Annotated in this window: 21 protein-coding genes; 12 read left to right on the top strand and 9 right to left on the bottom strand. The window is 51.1% G+C overall.

Annotated features, from left to right (window positions below; translation table 11 throughout):
* Positions 1 to 3: 3 nt before the first annotated feature.
* Complete coding sequence (ptsP, locus tag NX720_RS12380; protein ID WP_262601410.1) at positions 4 to 2,280, top strand: phosphoenolpyruvate--protein phosphotransferase; 2,277 nt, start codon at positions 4 to 6, stop codon at positions 2,278 to 2,280.
* A gap of 25 nt (positions 2,281 to 2,305) precedes the next feature.
* On the opposite strand, the gene NX720_RS27130 is transcribed toward ptsP, so the two are convergent.
* Together NX720_RS27130 and NX720_RS12385 are read right to left on the bottom strand one after the other, a co-directional pair.
* Positions 2,306 to 2,452 carry a helix-turn-helix domain-containing transcriptional regulator gene (locus tag NX720_RS27130; RefSeq protein WP_404831091.1) on the bottom strand — a complete coding sequence of 49 codons (147 nt, stop codon included), beginning with the start codon at positions 2,450 to 2,452 and terminating at the stop codon, positions 2,306 to 2,308.
* Entirely contained in the window at positions 2,394 to 2,600 is a 207-nt protein-coding gene (locus NX720_RS12385; RefSeq protein WP_262601411.1) for an addiction module antidote protein, read from the bottom strand. The genes NX720_RS27130 and NX720_RS12385 overlap by 59 nt, the downstream gene beginning before the upstream one ends.
* A gap of 203 nt (positions 2,601 to 2,803) precedes the next feature.
* Here NX720_RS12385 and NX720_RS12390 point away from each other — a divergent pair, with 203 nt between their 5' ends.
* Together NX720_RS12390 and NX720_RS12395 are read left to right on the top strand one after the other, a co-directional pair.
* The gene (locus NX720_RS12390) at positions 2,804 to 2,980 is read left to right on the top strand and encodes a type II toxin-antitoxin system HicA family toxin (protein ID WP_262601412.1); all 177 of its coding nucleotides are present in this window, start codon (positions 2,804 to 2,806) and stop codon (positions 2,978 to 2,980) included.
* Between the two features lie 21 nt (positions 2,981 to 3,001).
* Positions 3,002 to 3,451: a type II toxin-antitoxin system HicB family antitoxin gene (locus NX720_RS12395; protein ID WP_262601413.1), complete on the top strand. Its 450-nt coding sequence runs from the start codon at positions 3,002 to 3,004 to the stop codon at positions 3,449 to 3,451.
* Positions 3,452 to 3,571: 120 nt separating this feature from the next.
* Here the strand turns inward: NX720_RS12395 and NX720_RS12400 are convergent, their stop codons facing one another.
* The 3 genes from NX720_RS12400 to NX720_RS12410 form a co-directional block, all read right to left on the bottom strand.
* Positions 3,572 to 3,844 carry a hypothetical protein gene (locus NX720_RS12400; RefSeq protein WP_262601414.1) on the bottom strand — a complete coding sequence of 91 codons (273 nt, stop codon included), beginning with the start codon at positions 3,842 to 3,844 and terminating at the stop codon, positions 3,572 to 3,574.
* A gap of 155 nt (positions 3,845 to 3,999) precedes the next feature.
* Entirely contained in the window at positions 4,000 to 4,896 is an 897-nt protein-coding gene (locus NX720_RS12405; protein WP_262601415.1) for a LysR family transcriptional regulator, read from the bottom strand.
* An 83-nt stretch (positions 4,897 to 4,979) separates the two neighbouring features.
* Complete coding sequence (locus NX720_RS12410; RefSeq protein WP_262601416.1) at positions 4,980 to 6,710, bottom strand: J domain-containing protein; 1,731 nt, start codon at positions 6,708 to 6,710, stop codon at positions 4,980 to 4,982.
* A 406-nt stretch (positions 6,711 to 7,116) separates the two neighbouring features.
* Between NX720_RS12410 and NX720_RS12415 the strand changes: the two genes are divergently transcribed.
* The 6 genes from NX720_RS12415 to NX720_RS12440 all read left to right on the top strand — a co-directional run bounded on the left by NX720_RS12415 (position 7,117) and on the right by NX720_RS12440 (position 16,006).
* On the top strand, positions 7,117 to 8,865 hold the full coding sequence (locus NX720_RS12415) for an amidohydrolase (RefSeq protein ID WP_262601417.1): 1,749 nt from the start codon (positions 7,117 to 7,119) through the stop codon (positions 8,863 to 8,865).
* A 116-nt stretch (positions 8,866 to 8,981) separates the two neighbouring features.
* Positions 8,982 to 10,253, top strand: coding sequence for a serine hydrolase domain-containing protein (locus NX720_RS12420; protein WP_262601418.1), 1,272 nt, complete (start codon positions 8,982 to 8,984; stop codon positions 10,251 to 10,253).
* An 81-nt stretch (positions 10,254 to 10,334) separates the two neighbouring features.
* Entirely contained in the window at positions 10,335 to 12,221 is a 1,887-nt protein-coding gene (locus tag NX720_RS12425; RefSeq protein WP_262601419.1) for a cation transporter, read from the top strand.
* Complete coding sequence (gene hflC, locus NX720_RS12430) at positions 12,218 to 13,120, top strand: protease modulator HflC (protein WP_262601420.1); 903 nt, start codon at positions 12,218 to 12,220, stop codon at positions 13,118 to 13,120. Before NX720_RS12425 ends, hflC begins: the two co-directional genes overlap by 4 nt.
* Positions 13,117 to 14,025, top strand: coding sequence for a protease modulator HflK (gene hflK, locus NX720_RS12435; RefSeq protein ID WP_262601421.1), 909 nt, complete (start codon positions 13,117 to 13,119; stop codon positions 14,023 to 14,025). The genes hflC and hflK overlap by 4 nt, the downstream gene beginning before the upstream one ends.
* 49 nt (positions 14,026 to 14,074) lie before the next feature.
* Positions 14,075 to 16,006: an amidohydrolase gene (locus NX720_RS12440; protein WP_262601422.1), complete on the top strand. Its 1,932-nt coding sequence runs from the start codon at positions 14,075 to 14,077 to the stop codon at positions 16,004 to 16,006.
* 56 nt (positions 16,007 to 16,062) lie between these two features.
* On the opposite strand, the gene NX720_RS12445 is transcribed toward NX720_RS12440, so the two are convergent.
* Complete coding sequence (locus tag NX720_RS12445) at positions 16,063 to 16,476, bottom strand: hypothetical protein (RefSeq protein ID WP_262601423.1); 414 nt, start codon at positions 16,474 to 16,476, stop codon at positions 16,063 to 16,065.
* 46 nt (positions 16,477 to 16,522) lie between these two features.
* Between NX720_RS12445 and cas3 the strand changes: the two genes are divergently transcribed.
* Complete coding sequence (gene cas3 / locus NX720_RS12450; protein ID WP_262601424.1) at positions 16,523 to 19,210, top strand: CRISPR-associated helicase Cas3'; 2,688 nt, start codon at positions 16,523 to 16,525, stop codon at positions 19,208 to 19,210.
* Positions 19,211 to 19,222: 12 nt separating this feature from the next.
* Here cas3 and NX720_RS12455 read toward each other — a convergent pair whose 3' ends face one another.
* The 3 genes from NX720_RS12455 to NX720_RS12465 form a co-directional block, all read right to left on the bottom strand.
* Complete coding sequence (locus NX720_RS12455) at positions 19,223 to 19,462, bottom strand: hypothetical protein (RefSeq protein ID WP_262601425.1); 240 nt, start codon at positions 19,460 to 19,462, stop codon at positions 19,223 to 19,225.
* A 98-nt stretch (positions 19,463 to 19,560) separates the two neighbouring features.
* Positions 19,561 to 19,890 (bottom strand): helix-turn-helix domain-containing protein, encoded by a 330-nt coding sequence (locus NX720_RS12460; protein WP_262601426.1) that lies wholly within the window; start codon positions 19,888 to 19,890, stop codon positions 19,561 to 19,563.
* On the bottom strand, positions 19,874 to 20,197 hold the full coding sequence (locus tag NX720_RS12465) for a type II toxin-antitoxin system RelE family toxin (RefSeq protein WP_262601427.1): 324 nt from the start codon (positions 20,195 to 20,197) through the stop codon (positions 19,874 to 19,876). Before NX720_RS12465 ends, NX720_RS12460 begins: the two co-directional genes overlap by 17 nt.
* A gap of 214 nt (positions 20,198 to 20,411) precedes the next feature.
* On the opposite strand from NX720_RS12465, the gene casA reads away from it, so the two are divergent.
* Together casA and casB are read left to right on the top strand one after the other, a co-directional pair.
* On the top strand, positions 20,412 to 22,013 hold the full coding sequence (gene casA / locus NX720_RS12470) for a type I-E CRISPR-associated protein Cse1/CasA (protein WP_262601428.1): 1,602 nt from the start codon (positions 20,412 to 20,414) through the stop codon (positions 22,011 to 22,013).
* On the top strand, positions 22,013 to 22,576 hold the full coding sequence (casB, locus tag NX720_RS12475) for a type I-E CRISPR-associated protein Cse2/CasB (RefSeq protein WP_262601429.1): 564 nt from the start codon (positions 22,013 to 22,015) through the stop codon (positions 22,574 to 22,576). The genes casA and casB overlap by 1 nt, the downstream gene beginning before the upstream one ends.
* Positions 22,577 to 22,587 lie beyond the last annotated feature (11 nt).

A 22,587-nucleotide genomic window follows, 5' to 3' on the forward strand; every position in this document is an offset into this window, starting at 1 on the left:
ACTATGTTGAACACTCTGCGCACAATTGTTCAGGAAGTCAGTGCGGCCTCTGACCTCCGGGCTGCGTTGCAGATTATTGTGCAGCGCGTTCGGGACGCTATGAAAACAGACGTCTGTTCTGTTTATCTGTTCGATCAGGAACAGAGTGAATATACCCTGAGTGCTACGGAAGGACTGAACCCTTCTGCGGTAGGGGTGGTAAAAATGGCGCAGTCCGCAGGACTGGTCGGACAGGTAGGGCTTCGGGAAGAACCCATTAACCTTGAAGACGCTGCTGCGCATCCCAAATTTCTCTACATCAAGGCAACCGGCGAGGAGCGTTATCATTCGTTTCTCGGGGTGCCTATTATCCATCATCGCCAGATTCTGGGGGTGATGGTGGTTCAGCAAAAAAAACGCCGTCGTTTTGATGAACCCGAAGAAGCGTTCCTGGTCACCATGTCTGCCCAGCTGGCAGGGGTAATTGCCCACGCTGAAGCGACAGGCTCTCTGCTCGTTACACCGAACAGCCCCAGAAAAACCGCCCGATTTCAAGGGACTGCCGGTGCCTCAGGCGTTGCCATTGGTGAAGCGGTTGTGGCCGCGCCTCCGGCAGACCTGGGGGCTGTGCCTGATCGTCAGCATGACGACCTTGACGCAGAGCTGGCTTTGCTGGACCGGGCGCTGGAGGCTGTACGTGAGGAGATGAAAGCAACGGCAGCAAAACTCTCAGAACTGCTCCCGGTGGAAGAGCAGGCTCTGTTTGATGTTTATCTGAGTATGCTGGATGACAATGCGTTAGGGCTTGAAATCCGCAACCAGATCAGGACTGGCAGCTGGGCTCCCGGTGCCTTGCGGTATGTCATTGATGAGCATGTCCGTAATTTTGAAAAGATGGAAGATGCTTACCTGCGGGAACGGGCAGCCGATGTCAAAGACCTTGGTCGACGGGTGCTGTCCTACCTGCAAAAAGAAGACAAAAACAGCATCACTTACCCAGACAATACCGTTCTGGTCAGTGAAGAGTTAACGCCGGCCATGCTGGCCGACGTTCCCCATGAACAGTTGTCAGGTCTGGTGTCTGTACAGGGGTCAGGCAATTCCCATGCCGCCATTCTTGCCAGGGCGCTGGGTATCCCTACGGTAATGGGAGCGGTTGATCTGCCCTTCCTTAAGCTGTCGGGAAACCAGCTGATCGTAGATGGCAATCTTGGGCTGGTTTACTCGACTCCCTCCACTGAATTGCTGGAACACTACCAGGTGGTGGTTGAAGAGGAGCAGGAGTTTACCGAAGGGCTTGAAGCAATTAGTGGCCTGCCCTGCCTGACGCCCGATAACTATCGAATTCCCCTGTGGGTAAACACCGGATTGATGACCGATACGGTTCGCTCACTGGATCGGGGCGCTGAAGGTGTGGGTCTTTACAGGACCGAAGTGCCTTTCCTGCTCAGGGAACGTTTCCCCAGTGAACTGGAACAGGAAAAAATCTACCGGCACCAGCTGGAAGCTTTTGCTCCAAGACCTGTGACCATGCGAACCCTGGATATTGGCGGTGACAAGTCCCTGAGTTATTTTCCCATTAAAGAAGATAATCCATTCCTCGGCTGGCGGGGCATTCGGGTAACACTGGATCACCCGGAAATCTTTCTGGTGCAGGTTCGGGCCATGCTCAAGGCCAGTGTCGGACTCGATAACCTGCGAATTATGTTGCCCATGATCACCAGTGTGTTTGAGGTGGAAGAGGCTATGCACCTTATTCACCGGGCGCATACCGAGGTATTGTCGGAAGGCTTACCTGTGGTGATGCCGCCGGTAGGCGTTATGGTCGAGGTGCCGGCGGCGGTCTACCAGGTCAGGGAACTGGCAAAGCAGGTTGACTTCCTTTCTATCGGTTCCAATGACCTTACCCAGTACCTGCTGGCCGTTGACCGGAACAATCCCAGAGTGGCCAACCTGTATAATTCTTTCCACCCGGCGGTGTTGCAGGCTGTGCAGAAAATCATTGACGATACCCATAAAGAAGGCAAAACCGTCAGCATTTGTGGTGAACTGGCCGGAGACCCGGCAGCGGCAATCCTGTTAATGGCAATGGGTGTGGATATGTTGTCCATGAGTGCCACCAATCTGCTTAAAGTGAAGTGGACATTGAGACGGATTACCATGGAGAAGGCGAAAGACATACTGGCTGAAGTGCTGACCATGGACAATGCCCAGGTGATTCGCAGCTCTCTTGAGCTGGCACTGTGCAGTGAAGGGCTGGGTAAGGTTCTGGGCATTAAGAGCCGCCGTTTTAGCCAGTGATTTCCGCTGGAACGACCATCCCTCTTTACGCTTGAGCTGGTTTTCCGATATTTAGTGTCATGCCAAGGGCAGAGCACACAGCTAGCAATGTTTTCAGAGTAGGATTTCCCTGGTCACTGAAAGACCGATAGAGCTGCTCTCTGGATAGCCCTGTTTTTTTCTGCGATAGCAGACATGCCTTTTGCTCGTGTTACTACACCAAAAGCATGAGCTATGTAGCCTGCATCAGCGGTTTCAAACGCTTCTGCCATAAAAACTTCTATAGCTTCAGGTGTGGTGAGTGCTTCAGCAGGGTCGTAGTCGTGTAGTTCTGTTTTCATGATTTCTTCTCCAATGCTTTTGCCAGTTCCCTGGCCAGCTTGATGCCTCGTTTATTGCTTGCAAAAAAAGTCGATGGTCTCTACAAAAAAAATCTAATTACGGACAAATTTATCCGAAAAAATACTTTAATCGGATAAAATTATCCTAAAATAAGCCCTATGAACGGAAATGAACTTCTGAAAAACTGAAAAAGCTGGCAAGATTGCGAGATGAACAACTTAAGGTGCTCAAGGCTAGGGGAAAGGGTTCACACGGAACACTCTATTACGGAGACAAACGAACCATTCTAAAAGACCCCAAAAAAGAGATAGGTAAAGGGCTTCTTAACACGATGTTGGAAGACCTCGATTTAAATAAAGAGGATATAGAGGGACTTTAAGCCCTCAAAGGAGTAGACAGAATGAGAATACAGTATCCAGCAACCGTAAGCCGTGATGAAGACGGGCGCTATCTGGTGAAGTTTCGTGATTTTGGCTGGGGTGGTACTGATGGCGAGTCCATCGAAGAGGCGCTAAGCGAAGCATCAGACTGCCTTGATGAGCTGATAGCGGTCACTATGGAGAATGATGAAGCGTTACCAGTTCCTGGCGATATGCTGGCCATCAACACCTATCCGGTTGTACCGTCTGCCTTGCTTGCAGCCAAGGCCGCTATTTATGGTGAACAGAAAGCTAAGCGTCATAAGAAAACAGAGCTGGCTGAAATGGTAGGCAAGGATGAAAAGTTTATCAGAACGCTACTGGATCCAAACGCAGGCTCAAAGATACAAAGCATTGAGGAAGTTTTGCACGCTTTAGGCAAGCGGCTTGTTATCAGTGTTGAGGACGATCTTTCAATTCAGTCACGGTAGTAAAAATATCCAGCCCGGCGTTGGCAGAGGTCATGCAGGCCAGCAAGCCTGCGGCTATACAAAAATGGTGCATCCTGTACCAGTTCCTGTGTGGGTTGTGGCTAAGTCACATTGTGATTTTTAAGTTTTTAAGTTTTTGAGGTGCTTTTCAATTTCCACGGCCAACTTCTGCAACTGCGACTCTTCAGCCCAGAGCGAAAACCCGCCGACTTTCAGAGTCCCTATGCGCTTACCTTCGGTGCCAGCCCGGTAATTCAGTTCCATGCGGTCGGTCTTCCTGATCCGGTAGGAACAGTTTTGCAGTGCAATATCCAGCGAGCCGTCACCTTCCCTGACCAGACACCCGCCGTTACCGTTAAAGTCCGTGAATCCGATTTTAATTTCAGGTCTCACCTGCTCACCCTCTGTCCGCATCGTCAACACCCGGTTAGTTTAGGGGCATTCCGCTCTCGCTACCCTTCGTCTGGTACTTTCAACAGAGTGGGAGGTAGGGCTGAACAGTTACCAATTGGGTCCTGTCTTTTTTAGCCATGTCCTCCGGGTGCCTGTCACAACGACTCTGAAGTCTCACTGAGCGCGGTAATCAACATTTGCAACGGTTCAGACAGAGGCTTGGAAGCCAGCCAGATGGCGTCCGCGGACCAGCGAAAGTTTTTTTCCTGCTCAGCGCTGAACTCAATTAATTCACCACTGTCAATCAGCTGCTGGCACTGGAGGCGCGGCTGATTACCCCAGCCTAAGCCATGACGAATCAAATCCAGGGCGCAGGGAAAGCTGTTGACCCGGTAGATATGATGACTGGCCTTTTGTGTCTGGTTGTGTCCCATGTCCTGAAACGATTGCAGGATAATCTGTCGCATCTGGCGGCGGGTGTGCTGGCTGATTTCGGCACCGGGCTCTATACCAAACTGCCTGGCGTATTCAGGGCTGGTCACGCTGACTACGGGAAAGGTCAGAAGCTTGGAAACGGCGAAATCCAGGCTGTAATGTTCCGTTGACAGCAATACTGCCAAATCAGCTTCTCCGCTTTGGGTTCGCTTGATGCACTCCAGTGTATCCCCTTCAATAAAAGCCAGTTCCAGAGTGGGGTACTGGCGGGACAGGGCAGAGACGGCCGGAGTCAGTTGTAGCCCCAGGATTGAGCTGTCGATGGCCAGCGTCAGTCTGGAAGGCAGTTCCCGCAGAAAACTCAATGCCCGGTAGTTAAACTGCCTGACTTCAAACTCTATGGCTTTGGCGTACTGGTAGAGTTCGTCTGCCCGCTCATTGGGCGCCAGGGCACTGGCCTTGCGTACAAACAGTTCAAACCCCAGATCAATCTCCAGATTGCTGACGTGCTTACTTAAGGTCGAAGCGTGTTTTTTTTCCTTATGGGCAGCAAGGGCAAAGCTGCCCTCTTCGTAAACGGCAATAAAGGCAGTGAGCTGTTCAATACTGTGGTTCAACTTTTCCTTTCCTGACTCTCTGAAATGGGACAAACTTTAAAATCCGGCGAGTATTCTAACATGAGTAATCGTCATGCTATGGGCTACTCAGCTCTTTTTCCGTAGATTATGGCGAGTGTCAGAAGGATATCTTTGGCATTGTCCAGATCCTGAAACGCTTTTTTTGTGCCACCCTTATCCGGGTGGCAGCGTAAAGCTTCCTTGCGGAAACGGGCTGTAATCAGATTAATGGCATCAGGCTGCATTAGCTGGTCCAGGCTCAGACCAAACAAGTTCAGGGCTTGTGTCTGGGTACTTGAAAGGTCTTTTTCTGATAGCCCGCTGGAGAGAGAACGGGGGAGGTAATACTCTGGGGAGTAAGCGAGACGACGGATAATGACATACAGGAATTGATTTTTCTGGTAATAAGCAAACAGCTGTTCTGCTGAGGCAAAGTTGAATGTGATTCCGGATCCGGCATGGACAGAGTAAATGTTGTTGCTGGAAGACCGGTCAACATGTAACAAGGCTTCTTCCAACGGCATCGAGTAGAAGCCTGAGTTTAAACTATTCAATGCTGATAATGATTGCTTCTCTCGGGTTGGTGGATATTTATCAAGATGTATGTATATATCCTCACTGCCCTTGGCTGGCCTATATTTATTCCAGGCGGGTTCGAGAATGTCGCGAATGGGGAGGATGTGGTACCGTCTTCTGGTTTTTGGCTTGTTGTCTTGACTGAATGGAGACCGGTACCCACATAAAGAGGCTGCTTCGTCAATAACTTCATTAGAGACTGCTGTTTCCCCATCGCTGCCAAAAGCCTGAAGCTCAGGATCGGGCTCTCTGCTGTTTTGCCAGGCAATCTCAGGAAGGTTGATCAGTATCTTAAAAAACTTGTCTCGGCTAACATATTTCTGTCCTTCTATTGGTGTGAAGGCATCCCCATGGAAAACCTGCAATAACTTATCAAAATAATAAGTAAGACCTTCTGCTGATGAATTTTCGTTATTGTTATGGGCGAGCATTGAAGCCATGCGAAGAAATTCCATGAGGTGCTTGTTTGGTAACGTCAGCAGGGTATCAAAGTCGTTGTTCAGGAGATCAATAAACGAACCTGGCAGTACGCTGAATAAGCACTGAAACTCGTGGTTGTTATTTAATTGATCCACGATGGATCCTGTGTAATGAGCATCATCGAGTACTTTTAACAGAGACAAGAGCTGAGTTCTGGTGGTTTCTTTATCATGGCTGGTTGGCTCAGTGGAAGTGGATGCGCCTTCGTTACATGCCGTTGGTTCCGGTTCTGGTGTAGTCTCAGTCTCAGTCTCAGTCATCTCATCTGTAGTTTCCACAGGTGTGAAATTAAAATTTGACTCCTCTGGTATGGTTTCAGGTAAATCATAAAACTCAGGATGCTGGCCTGGAGTCGCTTGTCTGTCCTTCAATAGAGGCAATATAACGCCATTGAGAATCTTTTGCTGGTGCTCGCTTCGAGTGGTGAGGGAGGCTGGTTTTACAGTGTTGCTACTATCCAGAATCTCCGATGGCTGTGAGCTCAGGTAGTGAATTCCGGTGTGTATTTTACTGACGGCAACGGGCTTGCCTGACTCGTCGGTTTCAATAATCAAAATAACCCAGTAGCCGTTATCAATGTCCAGCAGAATATCCTGCAGGTAGGCGCTCTGGTCGTCGATTGTTACTTTTGCGTTGTGATTCGTTCTGGTGGCTGGTTGTTCGTCTTCTGCTAGCTGATGCAGTTGGTGCAGATTAACGGGAGGTAAAAAAGTTGATTCAGAGTTATATTCCCCAGGGTCATAGTCAGCTGACTGCACCCAATGATTCTTAAAATGACTAAATGTGTCTGACAGCACAGTTTGCGAAGCGGTGAGAAGTACCACCAACCGACAAAAGTACAGAAACACCAAATTTCTTATTGCTTTGTTTGACTGGATAGCCACTGATCACCTTTTTCTTTAATCAAACAGGGAGGTGTCGGTGATTTATAGCGGATGTCCTGGTTTTCTGCCGGAAATAATCAGTTCCCCGTCCTCAAACCCTCGAGTTATAGCCTTTTCCAGCTTTTGAACGGTGCTGAAAATGCAGCGAACACTTTTGCATGAATAATTGTCACGCTGAGCATGCGCCGATAAGCCGTGACAAGCGATTTGTTGATTGCTCCGGTTAATGAATAATGGCGACCAATTTTAAGGCAAATCAAACTACCCGATGGAGTCGAACGTGAAAGCAAAACCATTCCTGTTGTCATCCCTGGCCCTGTCGCTGGCACTGGCCACAGGCTCAGCCAGTGCGGGCGAGAACGCTGACACTGTTTATGTAAACGGTCAGGTCTACACCGTTAATACCGATCAGGCATGGGCTGAAGCGTTTGCTGTCAAGGACGGCAAATTTGTCAAGCTGGGCAGCAGCAAAGAGATTATGGCGTTCAAAGATGCCGACTCCAAAGTGGTTGACCTGAAAGGTCAGTTTGTAATGCCGGGCTTTATCGACGCCCACACCCACCCGGTACGGGTTAAGATGGTGGAAAACGTTTTCTTTAACAACAGTACCGCCAACCTGGAACATAAAACCCCGGAAGAGTTCGGGAAGCTGCTTCAGGAGTATGCAAAAGGACGTGGCGCTGATAAAGAATGGATCTTCGGTAAGGCCTTCTCCTGGTCTTACTTCCACAATACCGGCGTGACCATGGATCGCCACTATCTGGATAAATACATCCCAGACCGTCCTGCTGCCATTGAAGACGAAGGGGGGCACGTGGTGGTAGTGAACACCAGGGCTTTGGAGCTGGCAGGTATCACTAAAGACACCAAAGCTGCTGAAGGGGGCAAAATCCTGTTGGATGAAAAAGGTGAGCCAAATGGCCATCTGGTGGCTGGGCCCGCGATCCAGCAGGTACTAAAGTACCACCCTGCTCATCGGATGAAAGATGTCACTGAAGCGGCCGTCGAATCCATGAAGGAGATCAACGCGTTCGGTATTACATCGGTGAAAGTGATGGAAGGTGATCGCGAGCAGATGCAGGCGTACCACGACCTGGACAAGGCGGGCAAGTTGACCATGGACGTCAATATGCACCCGTATATCAATGAATTCTACTTCGGCAAATCCATTCTGCCTGCCCTGAAAGAGAAGCATAAATACGAAACCGAGCGTTTTCGTGTTGACGGCGTAAAAACCTTTATCGACTCCTCTCCTTTTGGTCGTGCGGCGGCACTGCACAAGCCTTACGCTGGCTCCGATGATTACGGCAAGCTTTACACGCCTTATGAGCGCTTTAAAGATGAAATGATCATGTACAACGGCATGGGACTGGCGGTGACCACCCACACCGTGGGTGACCGGGGCATGTCTCTGGTGCTGAAGGCTATGGAAGAGTCCGCCAAAGTCAACGGTATTGAAAAAGTCCGTGAGCTGCGTAACCACATTGCTCACTGCTTTATGGTGGAGGATCAGGATTTTGCCCGGGCTAAAAACGTAAACGCCACCATGGAGTTCTCCCCGGGTTTCTGGACGCCAATGCCGGTTTACGAAATGCTGGCTCAGGACATGCCTAACGGTATGGAAGATATCAAGAACTTCTTCCCAATCAAGAAGGCTATCGCTGAGGGCAACAACTACGTAGCGGCCAGTGACTGGAGCCAGTCTCCCCTGGACCCACTGCAGCACATTGAAACGCTGACTACCCGCCGCATGCCAGGCGCGAGTGAATCCGAGAAGAGCATGAACCCGGACGCCGTGATTCCGCTGGAGAACGCCATTCGCTCTTACACGCTGAATGCAGCCGTCTCTCTGCGTCTGGAAGATAAGGTGGGCAGCCTTGAAAAAGGCAAGAAAGCCAACTTCCAGATCATGAGTAACAACCTGTTTGAGGTACCGAAGAACCAGGTTCATGCCCAGTACCCGACCAAGGTCTACTACGAAGGCAAGCTGATTGCGGAGAATGACCGCAAGCCTGTAGAAGCATCATAACGATTACTCTGAACCACCGGCAAAACCGTTCTTCGGGCGGTTTTGTCGGTGGTCTTTTCAATCAATTATGACCTGCCATTAAGACTTTGAGTAAAGAATCAGACAAGGAACAGAGTATGAAAAAAACGCTACTCGCCACCGTTATTAGCATGGCTGCATTCGGAGCCAATGCCTTCACACTGGATAAGGCGGATACAGACACTCTGGATAAGCTGGCTGGCTATGGCATCACCCAGGCTAACTGGGATGACGGTGAGTTCACCTCGCTAACCTTTATTGACTCCCACCGTCTGCTGAACCACGCCACCATGTACCCTGCGAAGCAAGGCCGTACTTTTGAGAAGTCTTCCAGGGCGCTGGATATGTCCGCACCGGTTCAGGATGTCGATGGTTTTGAGTTGACCATTGAGGAACTGTTACGGGATCGCCTGCATAACCGCACCATGGTGGTACTGCAGGACGGCAAACTGGTGCATGAGCATTACTGGTCAGGCACCAACAAAGACACTCTGCAACTGGCTCAGAGTATTACCAAATCCTTTGCCAGCTCCCTGGCCGCGATCGCTCAGGAAGAAGGCCACCTGAAGTTTTCCGACCCGATTGACAAGTACCTGCCCGAAGCAAAAGGCACAGTGATCGAAGGCCAGCCCCTGCAACACGCACTGGATATGCGCACCGGTTTCGGACTGATTGACGCCGACAACCAGAACGCTTACGCCAGTGACTGGGATATGAGCATGGCGAAAGCCATCGGCTGGTACGGTGAGCCGACTGACTGGGTGGGCGTACAGGAATACACCAAACACCTGAACAAAACCGCTTACGAGGCGGGTAAAAAGTATGAATACCACAGCTACAACACCGAAGTGCTGGGTCTGATCACAGCGCGCGCTACCGACCAGCACTGGAGCCAGTACTTTGAAGACAAGATCTGGAAGCAGGGTGGGTTCAACTCCAAAGCCACCATCTTTGTCGGCAAAGACGATCAGCCCATGGCCTGTGGCGGCCTGTCCATGACTACCCGTGATGCGGCTACCATGGGTGACATCTGGGCGCACGACGGCAAGGCGCAGGACGGCACCCAGGTGATTCCGAAGGCGTTCCTGGATGGAATCTGGGCGGGTGATAAGGAAGTTAAAGCGGCCTGGGCACTGGGTAAAGAAGCGGCACTGGCTGACGGTTTCTACAAAGACCAGTTCCGCATCCTGAACCTCGATGGTAAGCCGTGGATGGTAGGCATTGGTGTTCATGGCCAGGTTCTGGCGGTGGAAAAAGAGAGTAAGACCGTTGTCGCCATGTTTGGTAACTACAACGTCGCATCCAGTGCACGTTTTGCGGTCGATGGTTTCCATACGGCCCTCCCGACCATTCTTAATAACATCAGGTAATTCTGCCCTCCAGGCCACCGGCAAAACGTCTTCAGACGGTTTGCCGGTGGCTTTTTTATTGAGTTTTTTACAGGCCAGAGGATGTTTTCAGACAGACGTATTCGCACATCGGCAACGGCACTTGTTATTGACCTGGCATTGACCGGATTTCGTATTTTTCTGGCCTGGCTCACTGCCAGTGTGGCGTTAAGCGCTGATGCCCTGCACTCCCTGAGTGATGTGCTGGTGTCATTGGCGTTGTTGCTGAGCATGGCTTATCGCTTCCGGGAGGAGCGCAGTGGTGATGAACGACGAATTCAGCGCGCCATTAAAGTGGAGGGAATGGCGGTCATTCTGGTATCGCTGCTGATTCTGGCCGTACCTTATGAGATTTATGACCAGACCCTGACGGTACAGAATGAACCGATCACTCACGCCTGGTGGGGTATCGCCGGTATCGGTGTGGTCATGGTGCTGCTGTTGTTTATTTCCCGCCTGAAAATGCTGGTGGGTATCGAAGCAGACTCGGAAGCACTGAAAGCCGACAGCCTCCACACCAAGGTGGACCTGATGACCTCCGGGGCGGTGATGCTGTCCCTGACCGGCTCCCTGATCGGTTTTAATATTGATGAATATGTGGCACTGCTGATCGCTCTGATGATTTTGATCACGGGGGCTGAGCTGCTGGTCACGGGGGTGCGTACCCTGTCCGGACACGATGCGCCGGATGTCTCTTTGCTGGAACGGTGCTACCAGACACTGGTTCGCTATCTGCCCGACCACATCCCTGTTGAGGCCGTAGCGCGTCGTTGCCGACAGTTAGCCAGCCAGTTGTGGAAGCCTGTCTGTGCAGTAGCTACCGTCGTCTATCTGACCTCTGGTATAACGGTTGTCCCCCAGGGCTTTATGGGCGTTCACACCCGGCTGGGCAAAATGATTGACAATCACATTCAGCCTGGTCTGGTCTGGTCTTTACCCCAGCCCTTTGAGCAGGTGACTTTGCTTCCGGAAGGGCAGCTGTATTCCATTGCCATTGGCAGCAAAAATTCTTTTCTGCGCCCGTCTTACGGGGCAAAGTTGTGGTACTCCATCAAGCAAAGCCAGCTAAGCCGGGAAGATGCGGACTATCTGCTCACCGGCGATGAAAAGCTGATGTTTTTTACCGCAGACCTTCAGTACCGGCTCACAGACCCCAGCGCCGAACTGAACCGGTTTACTCATATTGAAGAACTGCTGGTGAATCTGGCCAATGCGGTGTTGACCCGCAGTAGCGCCAAAGTCAGTTTTGCCCAGCTGCAACAGGAAGGTTTCAGTGATTATGCGGCAACTCTGGCGGAGCAGATTACTGCTGAGGTGGAACCGTTTCAGCTGCCGGTTGAAGTGGTGTCAGTCAACGTCCAGCAAATTGAGCCACCGGCCTATCTGGTCAGTCAGTACCGTGACGCCCTGGACGCTTATCAGGAGAGCCATACCCTGGTTAATCAGGCTGAGGGCTGGCGTTTAACGGAAATTCCCAAAGCGCGGGCGCAGCATTTTCTGGTGAAATCCGAAGCCAGGGCACAGGCGAGCCAGCGAATCCATTCCGCTGAAGGTGAGAGCCGTCATTTTAAAGCGTTAGCCAGGGTCTACCATAAAGCGCCTGAGGCCTACCGGTTTAATCAACAGGTGGATATTGCCCGGAGCGCATTGACGGGAAAACCGTTTACGGTGATCGACCCGGCTTTCAGCAGTCAGGATTTTCGCATCTGGGGCAATCCCTATGGAAGCCCGATGTTCCAGCCTCTCCAGACATTGCCGGAATCGCCATCTTCTGAACCTCAGCCAGACGAAGAGGTACCGGCTTTATCGCTTCCGGATCTCACTCAGCAACCGGTTATCAATAACGGCTATCCGGACTATCTGAACGAGATGAGTGAAGGAGAACGCAACCTCAGTGCCGGGGAGCGGGAGTTGTTGGAGAATTTCAGAATATTCAGGTCAGGTCCATGAGTTTGAAAGCAAAAATCTGGTGGCTGGCAGGAGGGCTGCTCAGCGTATACATCGCGGCCACCTGCTTTGTCACGGTGAAAGAACACGAGTACGCGGTGATCACCCAGTTCGGCAGACCAGTGAAAACCATTACCGAAGCGGGACTGGCGGTGAAACTCCCCAACCCGGTGCAGGCGGTGACACCTCTGGAAAAAAGGGTGCAGATGCTGCGCCTTGAGCCCAGCGAATACAGCACCAGGGATCGTCGAAACATTGTCGTCGATAACTACGTGGTCTGGCGTATCGTTGATCCCGTGGCCTTCATGACCAGCACCCGTACCACCGAAATTGCACAACAGCGGCTGAATACCATCACCAACTCCCAGGTCGGGGCGATGCTGGCCTCTTATCCGCTGGAGAGCATTCTTAACGTCGACTCAGAACAAAATCACCTGGATGAACTGTTTCAGCAGGTGTCTGAGCGGGTGGACAAAGTCAGTCGTCAGGAGCTGGGTATCGAAGTACTGGCGGTACGGGCGGTGAAATTTGGTTATTCACCCCGCAACCTGAAAGCCATTTACGATCGTATGAGTTCAGAGTGGGAGCGACTGTCGAAGCAATACCGGGCGCAAGGCCATGAAGAAGCGGAGAAAATCCGCGCCCGAACTGAGCAGGAAATTGCCGGGCTGAAATCCACCGCCTACCGTGACAGCCAGATCATCAAGGGCAACAGTGAGGCCAGGGCCGCTGAGCTATACAGCCAGGCTTTTGAGTCCCATCAGGAATTCTTTGAGTTTGTGCGAACCATGGAAGCTTACAAGGCCGTTTTAGACAATAATAGTCGTCTTATTTTGCCGTCGGACTCCGATTTGTTTGAGCAACTGGTTAACCCTAAGCTGGACGCCAAGGACGAATCATGAGTTGGTGGCAAGATATCAACCGGGTTTACCGGCAGTTGTTTCACCGTCTGCGCTGGCTGGTTGTGGTGCTGGCGCTGATGCTCTACGGGGTCAGTGGATTTTACTCGGTGGATGCGGATCAGCGGGCGGTGGTCAGTCGCTTTGGTCGCATTGTCGAGCAGAATGTCATGCCGGGAATGCACTACCGGTTGCCCTGGCCGGTGGAAAGCGTGGAAACCCTTTCGGCTGTTGAGCTTCGGTCTATCAATATTGATTTTGCCAAAGAGCTGGACAGCGCTTTGACCGGTAGCGAACTGACCACCGGCAAAGGTGACCTGATCGAACTGGCTTTGCAGGTTCAGTACAGCATTCCCAGCCCCGGTAAGTTTTTATCCGTTGCCATGGACGCTGAGACGATATTGCGTAACATCGCCAAAGCTCAGGCCGTGATTTATGTCAGCCAGAGAGAGCTGGACAGTCTGCTGACTACCGGACGCAGTGATTTTCAACAGTGGATGCAACAGGCAATCCAACAGGAGCTGGACAGCTTTAGCCCGGGGATCACCGTCACCAACGTTATGCTGAACCGGCTGGAAACCCCGGCTGTTATCAAGCAGGCCTACGACGAAGTACAAATGGCTCCGGCGGCCAGGGAAAAACTGATTCAGGATGCGCTCGGGGAGCGGGAGACGAAGCTGGCCCGGGCTCGCAGTGAAGTGAACAAAACCCTCAAGCAGGCCCAGGCCCAGGCTCGGGCGCAGGTTGCCAATACCGAAGGTGAGGTTCAGCGACTGAACACATTGATTGTGAGTCTGGAAAGGCAGCCAGGGCTGGCAAAAAAACGGCTGTATCTGGAAACCCTCAAACAGATACTGGAGAACGCCCGGGTGAGCTTTATTAACCGGGATAAAGTAGAACGGAATTGATACACCGATTTTGCTAACAAGATAAAACCAGAAGTAATCAGGAGTAACCATGAAACGCAAAATGCTTGATCTGAATGATAACGACAACATTCTTGAGTCACCGCAACGCAGAAGCTTCTTCAAAAAGAGTTTTGGTGCTGCGGCCACTGCCGCCGCTGCGGCGACAATGGTCAGTCCTATCGCCCAGGCGGTAGCCAGTGGCGGAGTGGCAGCCCCGCACCCGAGTGTTGGTGACAAAACCGTTCTGTACGTGAACGGCAAAGTCTACCAGGGGGGCAAGTACAAGCAGGCATGGGCAGAAGCCTTTGCGATTCGTGGCAATGTGTTTACCAAGGTAGGCACAACCAAAGAAATTCTGAAGCTGCGCACACCAGAAACCCTGGTGGTTGACCTGCGCGGTCATACCGTTCTACCGGGACTGATTGACGACCACATGCACCCTGAAATGGCGGTGGAATGCTACAACAATGTGCGGGTCGACGAGCTGAGCACCACCTGGGATGAATTCAAGGTACTGGTGAAAAAGGAACTGGATGAGCACCCTGAACGACCATGGGTGTTTGGCGCAAACCTTGATTACCTGTGGGATGACGGCTCAAACATCAAGATGTTCGGCAAGCCTTCCCACAAGAAGATTCTTGACGAGCTGATTCCGGACAAGCCTGCGTATTTCTGGGAGTGTTCAGGTCATGCGGCGCTGGTTAACTCTAAAGCCCTTGAAGTATGCGGTATTACCAAGGACACGCCTGATCCTGTTGGCGGTCATTACGTGCGTGACGAGAATGGCGAGCCGACGGGTGTGCTCCGTGAACTGGCGGCTCACATTGTCTGGGAGAAGTGGCTGGGTACCCTGCCAGGACCTAAGGAACTGGGCGAAAAGCAACTCAAGCCTATCTTCAGCTACCTGAACAGTTACGGCCTGACATCGGTCAGTGAAGTATGGTCCCGTGAAATGTACGGCCAGGCTTATAAGTACCTGGATGACAACGATGACCTGAGTGTTCGTCTGACCGTTTACGCGACGGATGTAGTGGACTTTGCGACGCCGGAAATGCAGAAGCTGGCGGACAAGTACATCATGAATCACAGGGACTATGACGGCAAGAATGTAAAAATTGTTGGCGTTAAGTACATCCTCGACGGCGCTGCGGCGGGTCAGACGGCGGTTGTCGTTGAGCCTTATGAAGGTACTAATTATCACGGGCCATGGCGTAATACGCCTGAACAGTACCGTGAAGGCCTGCACAAATACGATGCCATGGGGCTGACGGTTCACGCACATTGCGCCGGTGACGGCGCTGCCCGTATGGTGCTGGATGCGGTAGAAGAACTGCGCAAGAAGCCCGGCAACAACGCTGACAAACTACAGCACCGGGTAGCCCACACTTCAATGATTCATCCGGATGACGTTCAGCGCTTTGCAAAATTGAATGTTCACGCAGAGTTCTCGCCCGTGTTCTGGTACGACATGGCCGCTACCCGTGTTATTGAGCAGGATATTGGCAAAGAGCGTGTTCAGAAATACATGTTCCCGGTGAAGCCGATTATTGACAGTGGCGCCCCTGTATCTATTGGCACAGACTGGATGGTAACTCCGGTTGACCCGTGGGCGGCGATTGAGACCATCGTAACCCGTCGTGGTTGTGGCATTAAGGAAGGGCCCACCATGAACGCTGAGGAGTATGCTATTTCTCTGGAAACGGCTCTCTGGTTGTACACGCAGGCTGGTGCTGACAGCCAGAAGCGTTCCCACGAAATCGGCTCCATCACCCAGGGCAAATACGCTGACTTCGTGGTGCTCAACCAGAATATCTTTGAAGTGCCTATTACCGACGTTCACAAGACCAAGGTTCTCAGCACTGTTCTGGGTGGTCGTGACGTTTACCTGAGCTCCAGAGTTAAGGAAATCATCGACCTTGGCGAGTTGACGGGCGATTACGAGAACAAGATGACGTTCGCATCGGTTGGACGTAACTTCTAATCAACCCCGACTTTGGATTTATGAGTGGCCAGGGACGGCCACATTCGGAAATAAAGTCAGTTTTCTTCTGATAGCTGCGCCTGAAGCGTTACACGTACATTGTCCTTTTGTTGCACTCTGTAAAACAGACTGACTTTTGTCAGGGTGCGATTCCCTATTTTGACAGGAATCATCCTTGAATTATGACCGGCGTGAACTGTTCTCTGAATACTGAAATTTATATTATCTCCGTCGTTTAAAAACAGTTTGGCATAGTTCATTCTTATATCACCGTTGGCAGCATGAAAACGGATCGATGCTATGCTTTTTCCCTGAAACGCTTCCGGTATCAGCAGGTTAATCGTCTGGTGTGTAGAGCGCGCCTGCACGCTGTCCAGTGTTTGCCAGCCATCTTCCTGTGCCAGAGACAGAGTTGATAGTAGCAGCGTGCCAAGAAGGAGGCTGCTAAAATCCAGTACTTTTATCCGCATCCTGAAAGCCTCTTATAAAACGGAAAAACAGGTAATGGAAAACATCATGAATTATTACAGATATTGGGGTAAGGCGAGGAAAACCTCCGGAAAGGAAGGCGATCATTATCATTTGCTGCCTTACCACTGCCTTGATGTCGCGGCGGTAGGCTACTGCTTGCTTGATCCCGACAAAAAACAGTGCCGCAGCCTTGCCGGGCAATTAAATGTGGAACCTGAATGGCTTCGGGACTGGTTCAGTTTTTGCCTTATGCTGCACGACCTGGGTAAGTTCTTTCGGGCTTTTCAGAACCTGGTGCCGAATCTTTCTCCTGCATTGGTGCCATTTGTGAATCGCTGTACGTCAACGCATCGGCATGACACGCTTGGTTTTTGTCTTTGGGAAGAAGTCCTTGAGCTGGAGCTATCTGATATCTTTCCCGAAGAAGTTCAGGAGTTTGTTTCAGGATGGTTGGAAATAGTCTGCGGCCATCACGGTCAGCCCCCTCTGAAGTTTATGTCAGGTTTAGAGGGAGCTCTTGAAGTTGAGGATGAGTCAGCGGCTGAACAGTTTATTCGGGATCTGACCCGAAACTGGCTGCCAGATCTGAGCCCTCTTGCACAAATATCAAAAGAAGACTTTCGTCGTTCGTCCTGGCAGCTGGCTGGGCTCGCGGTACTGGCTGACTGGTTAGGTTCAGATCAGGATGTTTTTAAATACAGAGCCAGTGTGCGGCCTTTGGAGGTTTACTGGCAAAAGACCGCGTTACCAAAAGCGGAGAAAGTGCTGGCCAAAGCCGAGTTCCTCCCCCGCTCCATAGCGCCCTTTACCTCCATCAGGGATCAGTTCGACTTTATTGAAACCCCGACGCCGTTGCAGGAGTACTCACAGCAAGTTGCTATCAGCAACAAACCGCAGCTGTTTCTTCTGGAAGACGTCACCGGAGCCGGTAAAACAGAGGCAGCCATGACGCTGGTGCATCGGCTGATGAGTGCAGGGCAGGCGGATGGTTTGTATGTGGGGCTGCCAACCATGGCAACCGCCAACGCCATGTACGACCGGCTGCAAAAAAGTTATCAGGCGCTTTACTCTGACGGTGAAAAACCTTCAATGGTACTGGCGCATGGTGCCAGTCAACTGTCGGATAAATTCCGGGACTCTGTGGCATTATCGCAACAGAAACCCGATAAGAATTATGCCCGTGATGATCTTTCCGCTACCGCTTACTGTAATGCCTGGCTGGCGGATAACCGCAAAAAAGCGTTGCTGGCCGATGTCGGCATCGGAACCATTGATCAGGCGTTACTGGGCATATTGCCTGCCAGACACCAATCCCTGAGGCTGTTGGGTTTGACCGGTAAAGTATTGCTGGTGGATGAGGTTCACGCTTACGACGATTATATGCAAAGCCTGTTGCAGGCTTTGCTCAAAGCCCATGCTGCCCAGGGTGGTAGTGCTATTCTCCTGTCAGCGACACTACCGGAAACAATGCGAAAACAGTTACTGGCTAACTTTGCCGAAGGTCGTGGAATTTCCGGGTCTGTTGCTCCTCAGAACAATGACTACCCGTTAGCGACCTGCCTGTGTGAAGACGGGCTGACTGAAACGGCTGTTCCCACCCGGCAAAGTGTTACACGAACCGTTAACGTTATAAGGCTGAACGATGAATCATCGGCTCTTGAGCGAATCCGTCAGGCAGTGACAGATGGCCACTGCATCTGCTGGATTCGCAATACAGTGGATGACGCACGTAATGCCTACCAGACGCTCAGTGAGCAGGGCTGGATGGAGGGTGAAAAGCTGACGCTGTTCCATAGTCGGTACGCCATGATTGATCGTCAGGGTATTGAAAGCGATGTACTGGAACGTTTTGGTGACAAGTCCGTCGAGCAGCAAAGGCGTTCTCAGGTGTTAATCGCTACGCAGGTGGTAGAACAAAGCCTTGATTTGGATTTTGACGTCCTGATCTCTGACCTTGCCCCTGTTGACCTGCTGATTCAGCGGGCTGGCCGCTTGCAGCGACATATCAGGGATGCTTTCGGTAACCGGTTGAACACCGCTGGCGCAAAAGATCAGCGTGATCCGCCCTGCCTGTATCTGCTGTCACCGGACCCGGATAACGTTGAGCATAAGGACTGGCTCCGGGTCTTGTTGCCGGGTACGCAAAGTGTCTATAGCCATGTGGGGAAACTCTGGTTAACGGCCAGAGTCGTATTAACAGGCGGTGGCTTTTCAATGCCGGGGGATGCACGACAGCTGATTGAAGGTGTTTATGGTGAAGCAGCACAAGACGATATCCCGAACGTTTTGGATGAAGCCTCCCTTGAAGCAGAAGCTGAACAGAAAAGCCGGCGGGGAATGGGGCGGTTCAACCAGTTGGAATTGCAGCGGGGTTATACCCATAAATCAGCGAAACACAACAGAGGCTGGGATGAAGATGTGAATATTCCCACCCGCTTATCGGAAAACGATACGGTTTCAGTCATTCTGGCCAGAGTTGAAAACGACCAGCTAAAACCCTATGCCGACCATGAACAACATGGCTGGTTGCTGAGCAAAATCAATCTGCCAAAACGCGACTGGGATAAAGCAAGAGAAAGCATCCCGCCCAAATGGCTAGCTGCTATTGAGCAATTAAAAACGGATACGTCCACGTTAAAGTGGCAGGAAATTCTGCCATTAACGGCAGAGACCGGGTCGTTTTATCAGGCTGAAGGTGGCTGGAATATGGGCAGCAATAAATCGGTGTCGTAGAGGTCTGCCATGTCAGAGTGCCTTTTTCAGAGCGAAGGGCGGGTAGTCCGGTGTTTCATTTTTATCGATGGCACGGCGGATTTCCTGAACAAACCAGGGTTGTTTTCTGAGATCATCCAGCCCGTCCTGTCTGGCATGTATTGGCCATAGCTCTGGCCAGAACTGGTTATCAAGAACGTCGTCAACAGTCAGTCTCTTCCAATATGAAATGAGCCTGAAGGAGCCCCGCCAGGGCGGGGAACAGTATTTCACCTACTACAAAACGGTTCATACATGAGTGGCTGTTGCCTGTCATGTAACGAGATAACCATAGCTGAAAAATGGCCTTAAGATCAGCCAAATCTTTGCAGCTACTCCTGTAGCTGCAAAATGGTAATGCTCAACGCATTGGCTATACGTTCAAGGGTTTTAGTTTGTGGTTTTGAGTCACGACTTTCTATCTGAGCCATTGCGCTTTGGCTGATGCCAAGCCGGTCAGCCAGCTGACCCTGACTCAGTTTCTTGTATTTACGCCATGCTGCAATAAGGCTGTAGCCCTGAAGCTGATAGCCCACTACATCATGGGGAAAGTAAACCTCGGCAGTCTGCCCGGTCAGTTGCAGCCATTGGTCGTAAGGCACAACAGCAAAGGCTGGTTTGCCTGAATGACTGATGATCTGAACATCAGTAGGTATGTTCATTTCTGAGTTTCACCTCTTCAATAGTGACGATGTGTATGCCACCGTCGAAGTTAAAAAAAATCCTGTATCGCCCCACCCTTAACCGGTAATCGTACTGGTGGTTAATCAGTTTTTTTATGCTTTGGCACTCAGGAAAGTATGCCAGAACTGACGCTTCCCTGTGAATTTTGCTGGCATCCTGCCTTGATAGCTTCAGAAGTTGTTTCCGGGCTTTGTTTGACCAGCTTAGGGGCGCAGCATTCAATAACTTACCGGGCTGTTGGCTTTTGGCTATTAGCTGCTCGTACAGCCAACAGCCAACAGCCAACAGCCAACAGCGGTATATTATGTTCTGCTGCTTCCCTTATTGTATTCATGACTTATATTATAAGATAAATAATAAGTTATAAGGAGTGATTGAATGTAGCAATCCATAACTATTTTTCAAATTTAAACTACTACAAAACTTGAATTTTTTTTGTTTCCATCTATCCTGATCCAGCTCTCGGTTGGCAACAACACTAAGATATTGAGGAGTGCTGATGAATCTTCTTGAAGATTTCTGGCTGCCCGTCTTCCGGTCAGACGGAAGCCAGACAAAAATAGCCCCCTGGCAAATCGCTGAAACCGACAACCCTGTTATTGACCTCGCTGCGCCAAGACCTGACTTTCAGGGTGCCTTGTATCAATTTCTTATTGGTTTGCTGCAAACCGCTTTTGCACCGGAAGATGAAGATGACTGGCAGACCTGCTGGAAAGAACCGCCCACAACGGATCGTCTGAAAACAGCGTTTGCCCCATTATCAACAGCCTTCGAGCTGACCAGTGCCGATGGCCCTGCTTTTTTGCAGGATTTTTCCATGCCGGACGGCGAGCAGAAACCCTTAGCCAGCCTGTTGATTGAAGCACCCGGCGGGAAAACCCTTAAAGACAACCTGGATCATTTTGTAAAAGGCGGACAGGTTGAAGGTGCTTGCCCGTCCTGTGCGGCCACCGCCCTGTTTACCCTGCAAACCAATGCCCCCTCAGGCGGCGTGGGCCACAGGGTTGGCATACGGGGAGGGGGGCCGCTCACAACACTAGTGATGCCGCAAAACGCTCAAAGTACACTCTGGCAGAAGTTATGGCTGAATGTACTGAACTGCGATGATTTTGATGCCAGCCCGGAGGATTTCAGTGTTGTCGATTTGCCATGGATGACGGAAACACGACTTTCCGACAAAAAAGGTGTGACCACTGCGCCGGGGGATGTCAGCGAACTCCATCTGTATTGGGGCATGCCAAGGCGCATACGCTTTGAGTTAACGGATTTAAAAGAAGGCCGTTGCAGTTTATGTGGCGAACAGACTTCTGAACTTCTCACCCATTACCGAACCAAAAACTACGGCACTAACTACGATGGTCCCTGGTCACATCCGCTGACGCCCTACCGTGTTGATCCTAAAGGCGTCAAACCATCACTCAGTTTAAAGGGGCAACAGGGCGGATTGTGTTACAAGCACTGGCTGGGTGTTAGCTGGCAAGATAAAAGTGATGGCGATACGGCAGCCAAAATTATCCAACACTTTAATGGTGCCCGAGCCAGATTTATTGCCAGACAGGGCGGCGTCAGAAAAATACCTATAAGACTCTGGTGCTTTGGCTACGACATGGACAACATGAAAGCCCGCTGTTGGTACGACCATCAGATGCCCCTGCTGAATGTCCCTGACGCTTACCGAAAAAACTTCGTTGACTGTGTTCACCAGTTGGTGGTCGCTGCTAAAGATGTTGTTGCTTCATTGCGAGGGCAGGTTAAAGCCGGTTGGTTTGATCGGCCTGCTGATGTCAAAGGGGATACCAGCATGGTTGAACAGTCGTTCTGGCATGCCACTGAACCGCTTTTTTATGAGCTGCTTCACCAGCTTTCAATCCAGCCGGAAAACACCCGGTCACTTCCTCCTGAAATTGCACGACAGTGGGTTAAAACGGTGCGCGGAAAAGCTGAGGAACTGTTTGATGAATGGGTGCTGTCAGGTAACGCGGAAGATATGGATATGAAACGCATCATTAAAGCCCGTCAGCTGTTGAGTAAGAAGTTGCATTCCATTAAATCCTTAAAAAATCTGGATCAGATTGCCAAAGACTGTAAAGAGGTGGCTTGATGGCTTATTTCCATGTGTTAAAGAGTGCTGAAGACCGGAAGCTGCTACTGGGCTGGTGGCACTGGCTGAATGAGCCGGGCAGCCGGGGTGAGCGGGCGCAGCTTCGCAGGGCGGTGAGCCCTGAAGATATTTTGTTGACATCTGCCTTTGCCAACTTCCTCAGAAAAATGCCAGAGCACTGGGGACGGAGTAAAAGGATTCAGCTTCTTGATGCCGCTATGGTGGCTGCGGTTCTGGCCAGAGTTGATACCGAAGAAGTTACCAAGAAAAAAGACGAAGATATCAACTTCGCCAAAGCGCTGGCTAAACCGAAAGAAAAAGGGGGCAAAGCCCCCATGAGTGAACTGCGGTTTCAACAGTTGCAGAAAAGCCAGAGCACCGATGATTTTTTTAGAAGGGTTTGCCGTGCTGTCAGCCTGCTGAAAGGCAAGGCACCTGTTTTGTCACTGGCGGATGACATTTTGCACTGGTTGCGGGAACACCGTTATGGCCCTGCCAGCAAAGCAACTGACCGCCTTGCGGTTCGCTGGGCCAGTGATTATTACACCGAATTTAAAGATTGAATCTAACCCCT

This window comes from Endozoicomonas euniceicola (genome assembly GCF_025562755.1).
Classification (GTDB): domain Bacteria; phylum Pseudomonadota; class Gammaproteobacteria; order Pseudomonadales; family Endozoicomonadaceae; genus Endozoicomonas_A; species Endozoicomonas_A euniceicola.

Excerpts from the sequence above, each read along its gene's own strand:
- ptsP (WP_262601410.1), top strand. The coding sequence starts at position 4 with ATGTTGAACACTCTGCGCACAATTGTTCAGGAAGTCAGTGCGGCCTCT.
- NX720_RS12385 (WP_262601411.1), bottom strand. The coding sequence starts at position 2,600 with ATGAAAACAGAACTACACGACTACGACCCTGCTGAAGCACTCACCACA.
- NX720_RS12395 (WP_262601413.1), top strand. The coding sequence starts at position 3,002 with ATGAGAATACAGTATCCAGCAACCGTAAGCCGTGATGAAGACGGGCGC.
- NX720_RS12420 (WP_262601418.1), top strand. The coding sequence starts at position 8,982 with ATGAAAAAAACGCTACTCGCCACCGTTATTAGCATGGCTGCATTCGGA.
- NX720_RS12425 (WP_262601419.1), top strand. The coding sequence starts at position 10,335 with ATGTTTTCAGACAGACGTATTCGCACATCGGCAACGGCACTTGTTATT.
- hflC (WP_262601420.1), top strand. The coding sequence starts at position 12,218 with ATGAGTTTGAAAGCAAAAATCTGGTGGCTGGCAGGAGGGCTGCTCAGC.
- hflK (WP_262601421.1), top strand. The coding sequence starts at position 13,117 with ATGAGTTGGTGGCAAGATATCAACCGGGTTTACCGGCAGTTGTTTCAC.
- NX720_RS12440 (WP_262601422.1), top strand. The coding sequence starts at position 14,075 with ATGAAACGCAAAATGCTTGATCTGAATGATAACGACAACATTCTTGAG.
- NX720_RS12445 (WP_262601423.1), bottom strand. The coding sequence starts at position 16,476 with ATGCGGATAAAAGTACTGGATTTTAGCAGCCTCCTTCTTGGCACGCTG.
- cas3 (WP_262601424.1), top strand. The coding sequence starts at position 16,523 with ATGAATTATTACAGATATTGGGGTAAGGCGAGGAAAACCTCCGGAAAG.
- NX720_RS12460 (WP_262601426.1), bottom strand. The coding sequence starts at position 19,890 with ATGAACATACCTACTGATGTTCAGATCATCAGTCATTCAGGCAAACCA.
- casA (WP_262601428.1), top strand. The coding sequence starts at position 20,412 with ATGAATCTTCTTGAAGATTTCTGGCTGCCCGTCTTCCGGTCAGACGGA.
- casB (WP_262601429.1), top strand. The coding sequence starts at position 22,013 with ATGGCTTATTTCCATGTGTTAAAGAGTGCTGAAGACCGGAAGCTGCTA.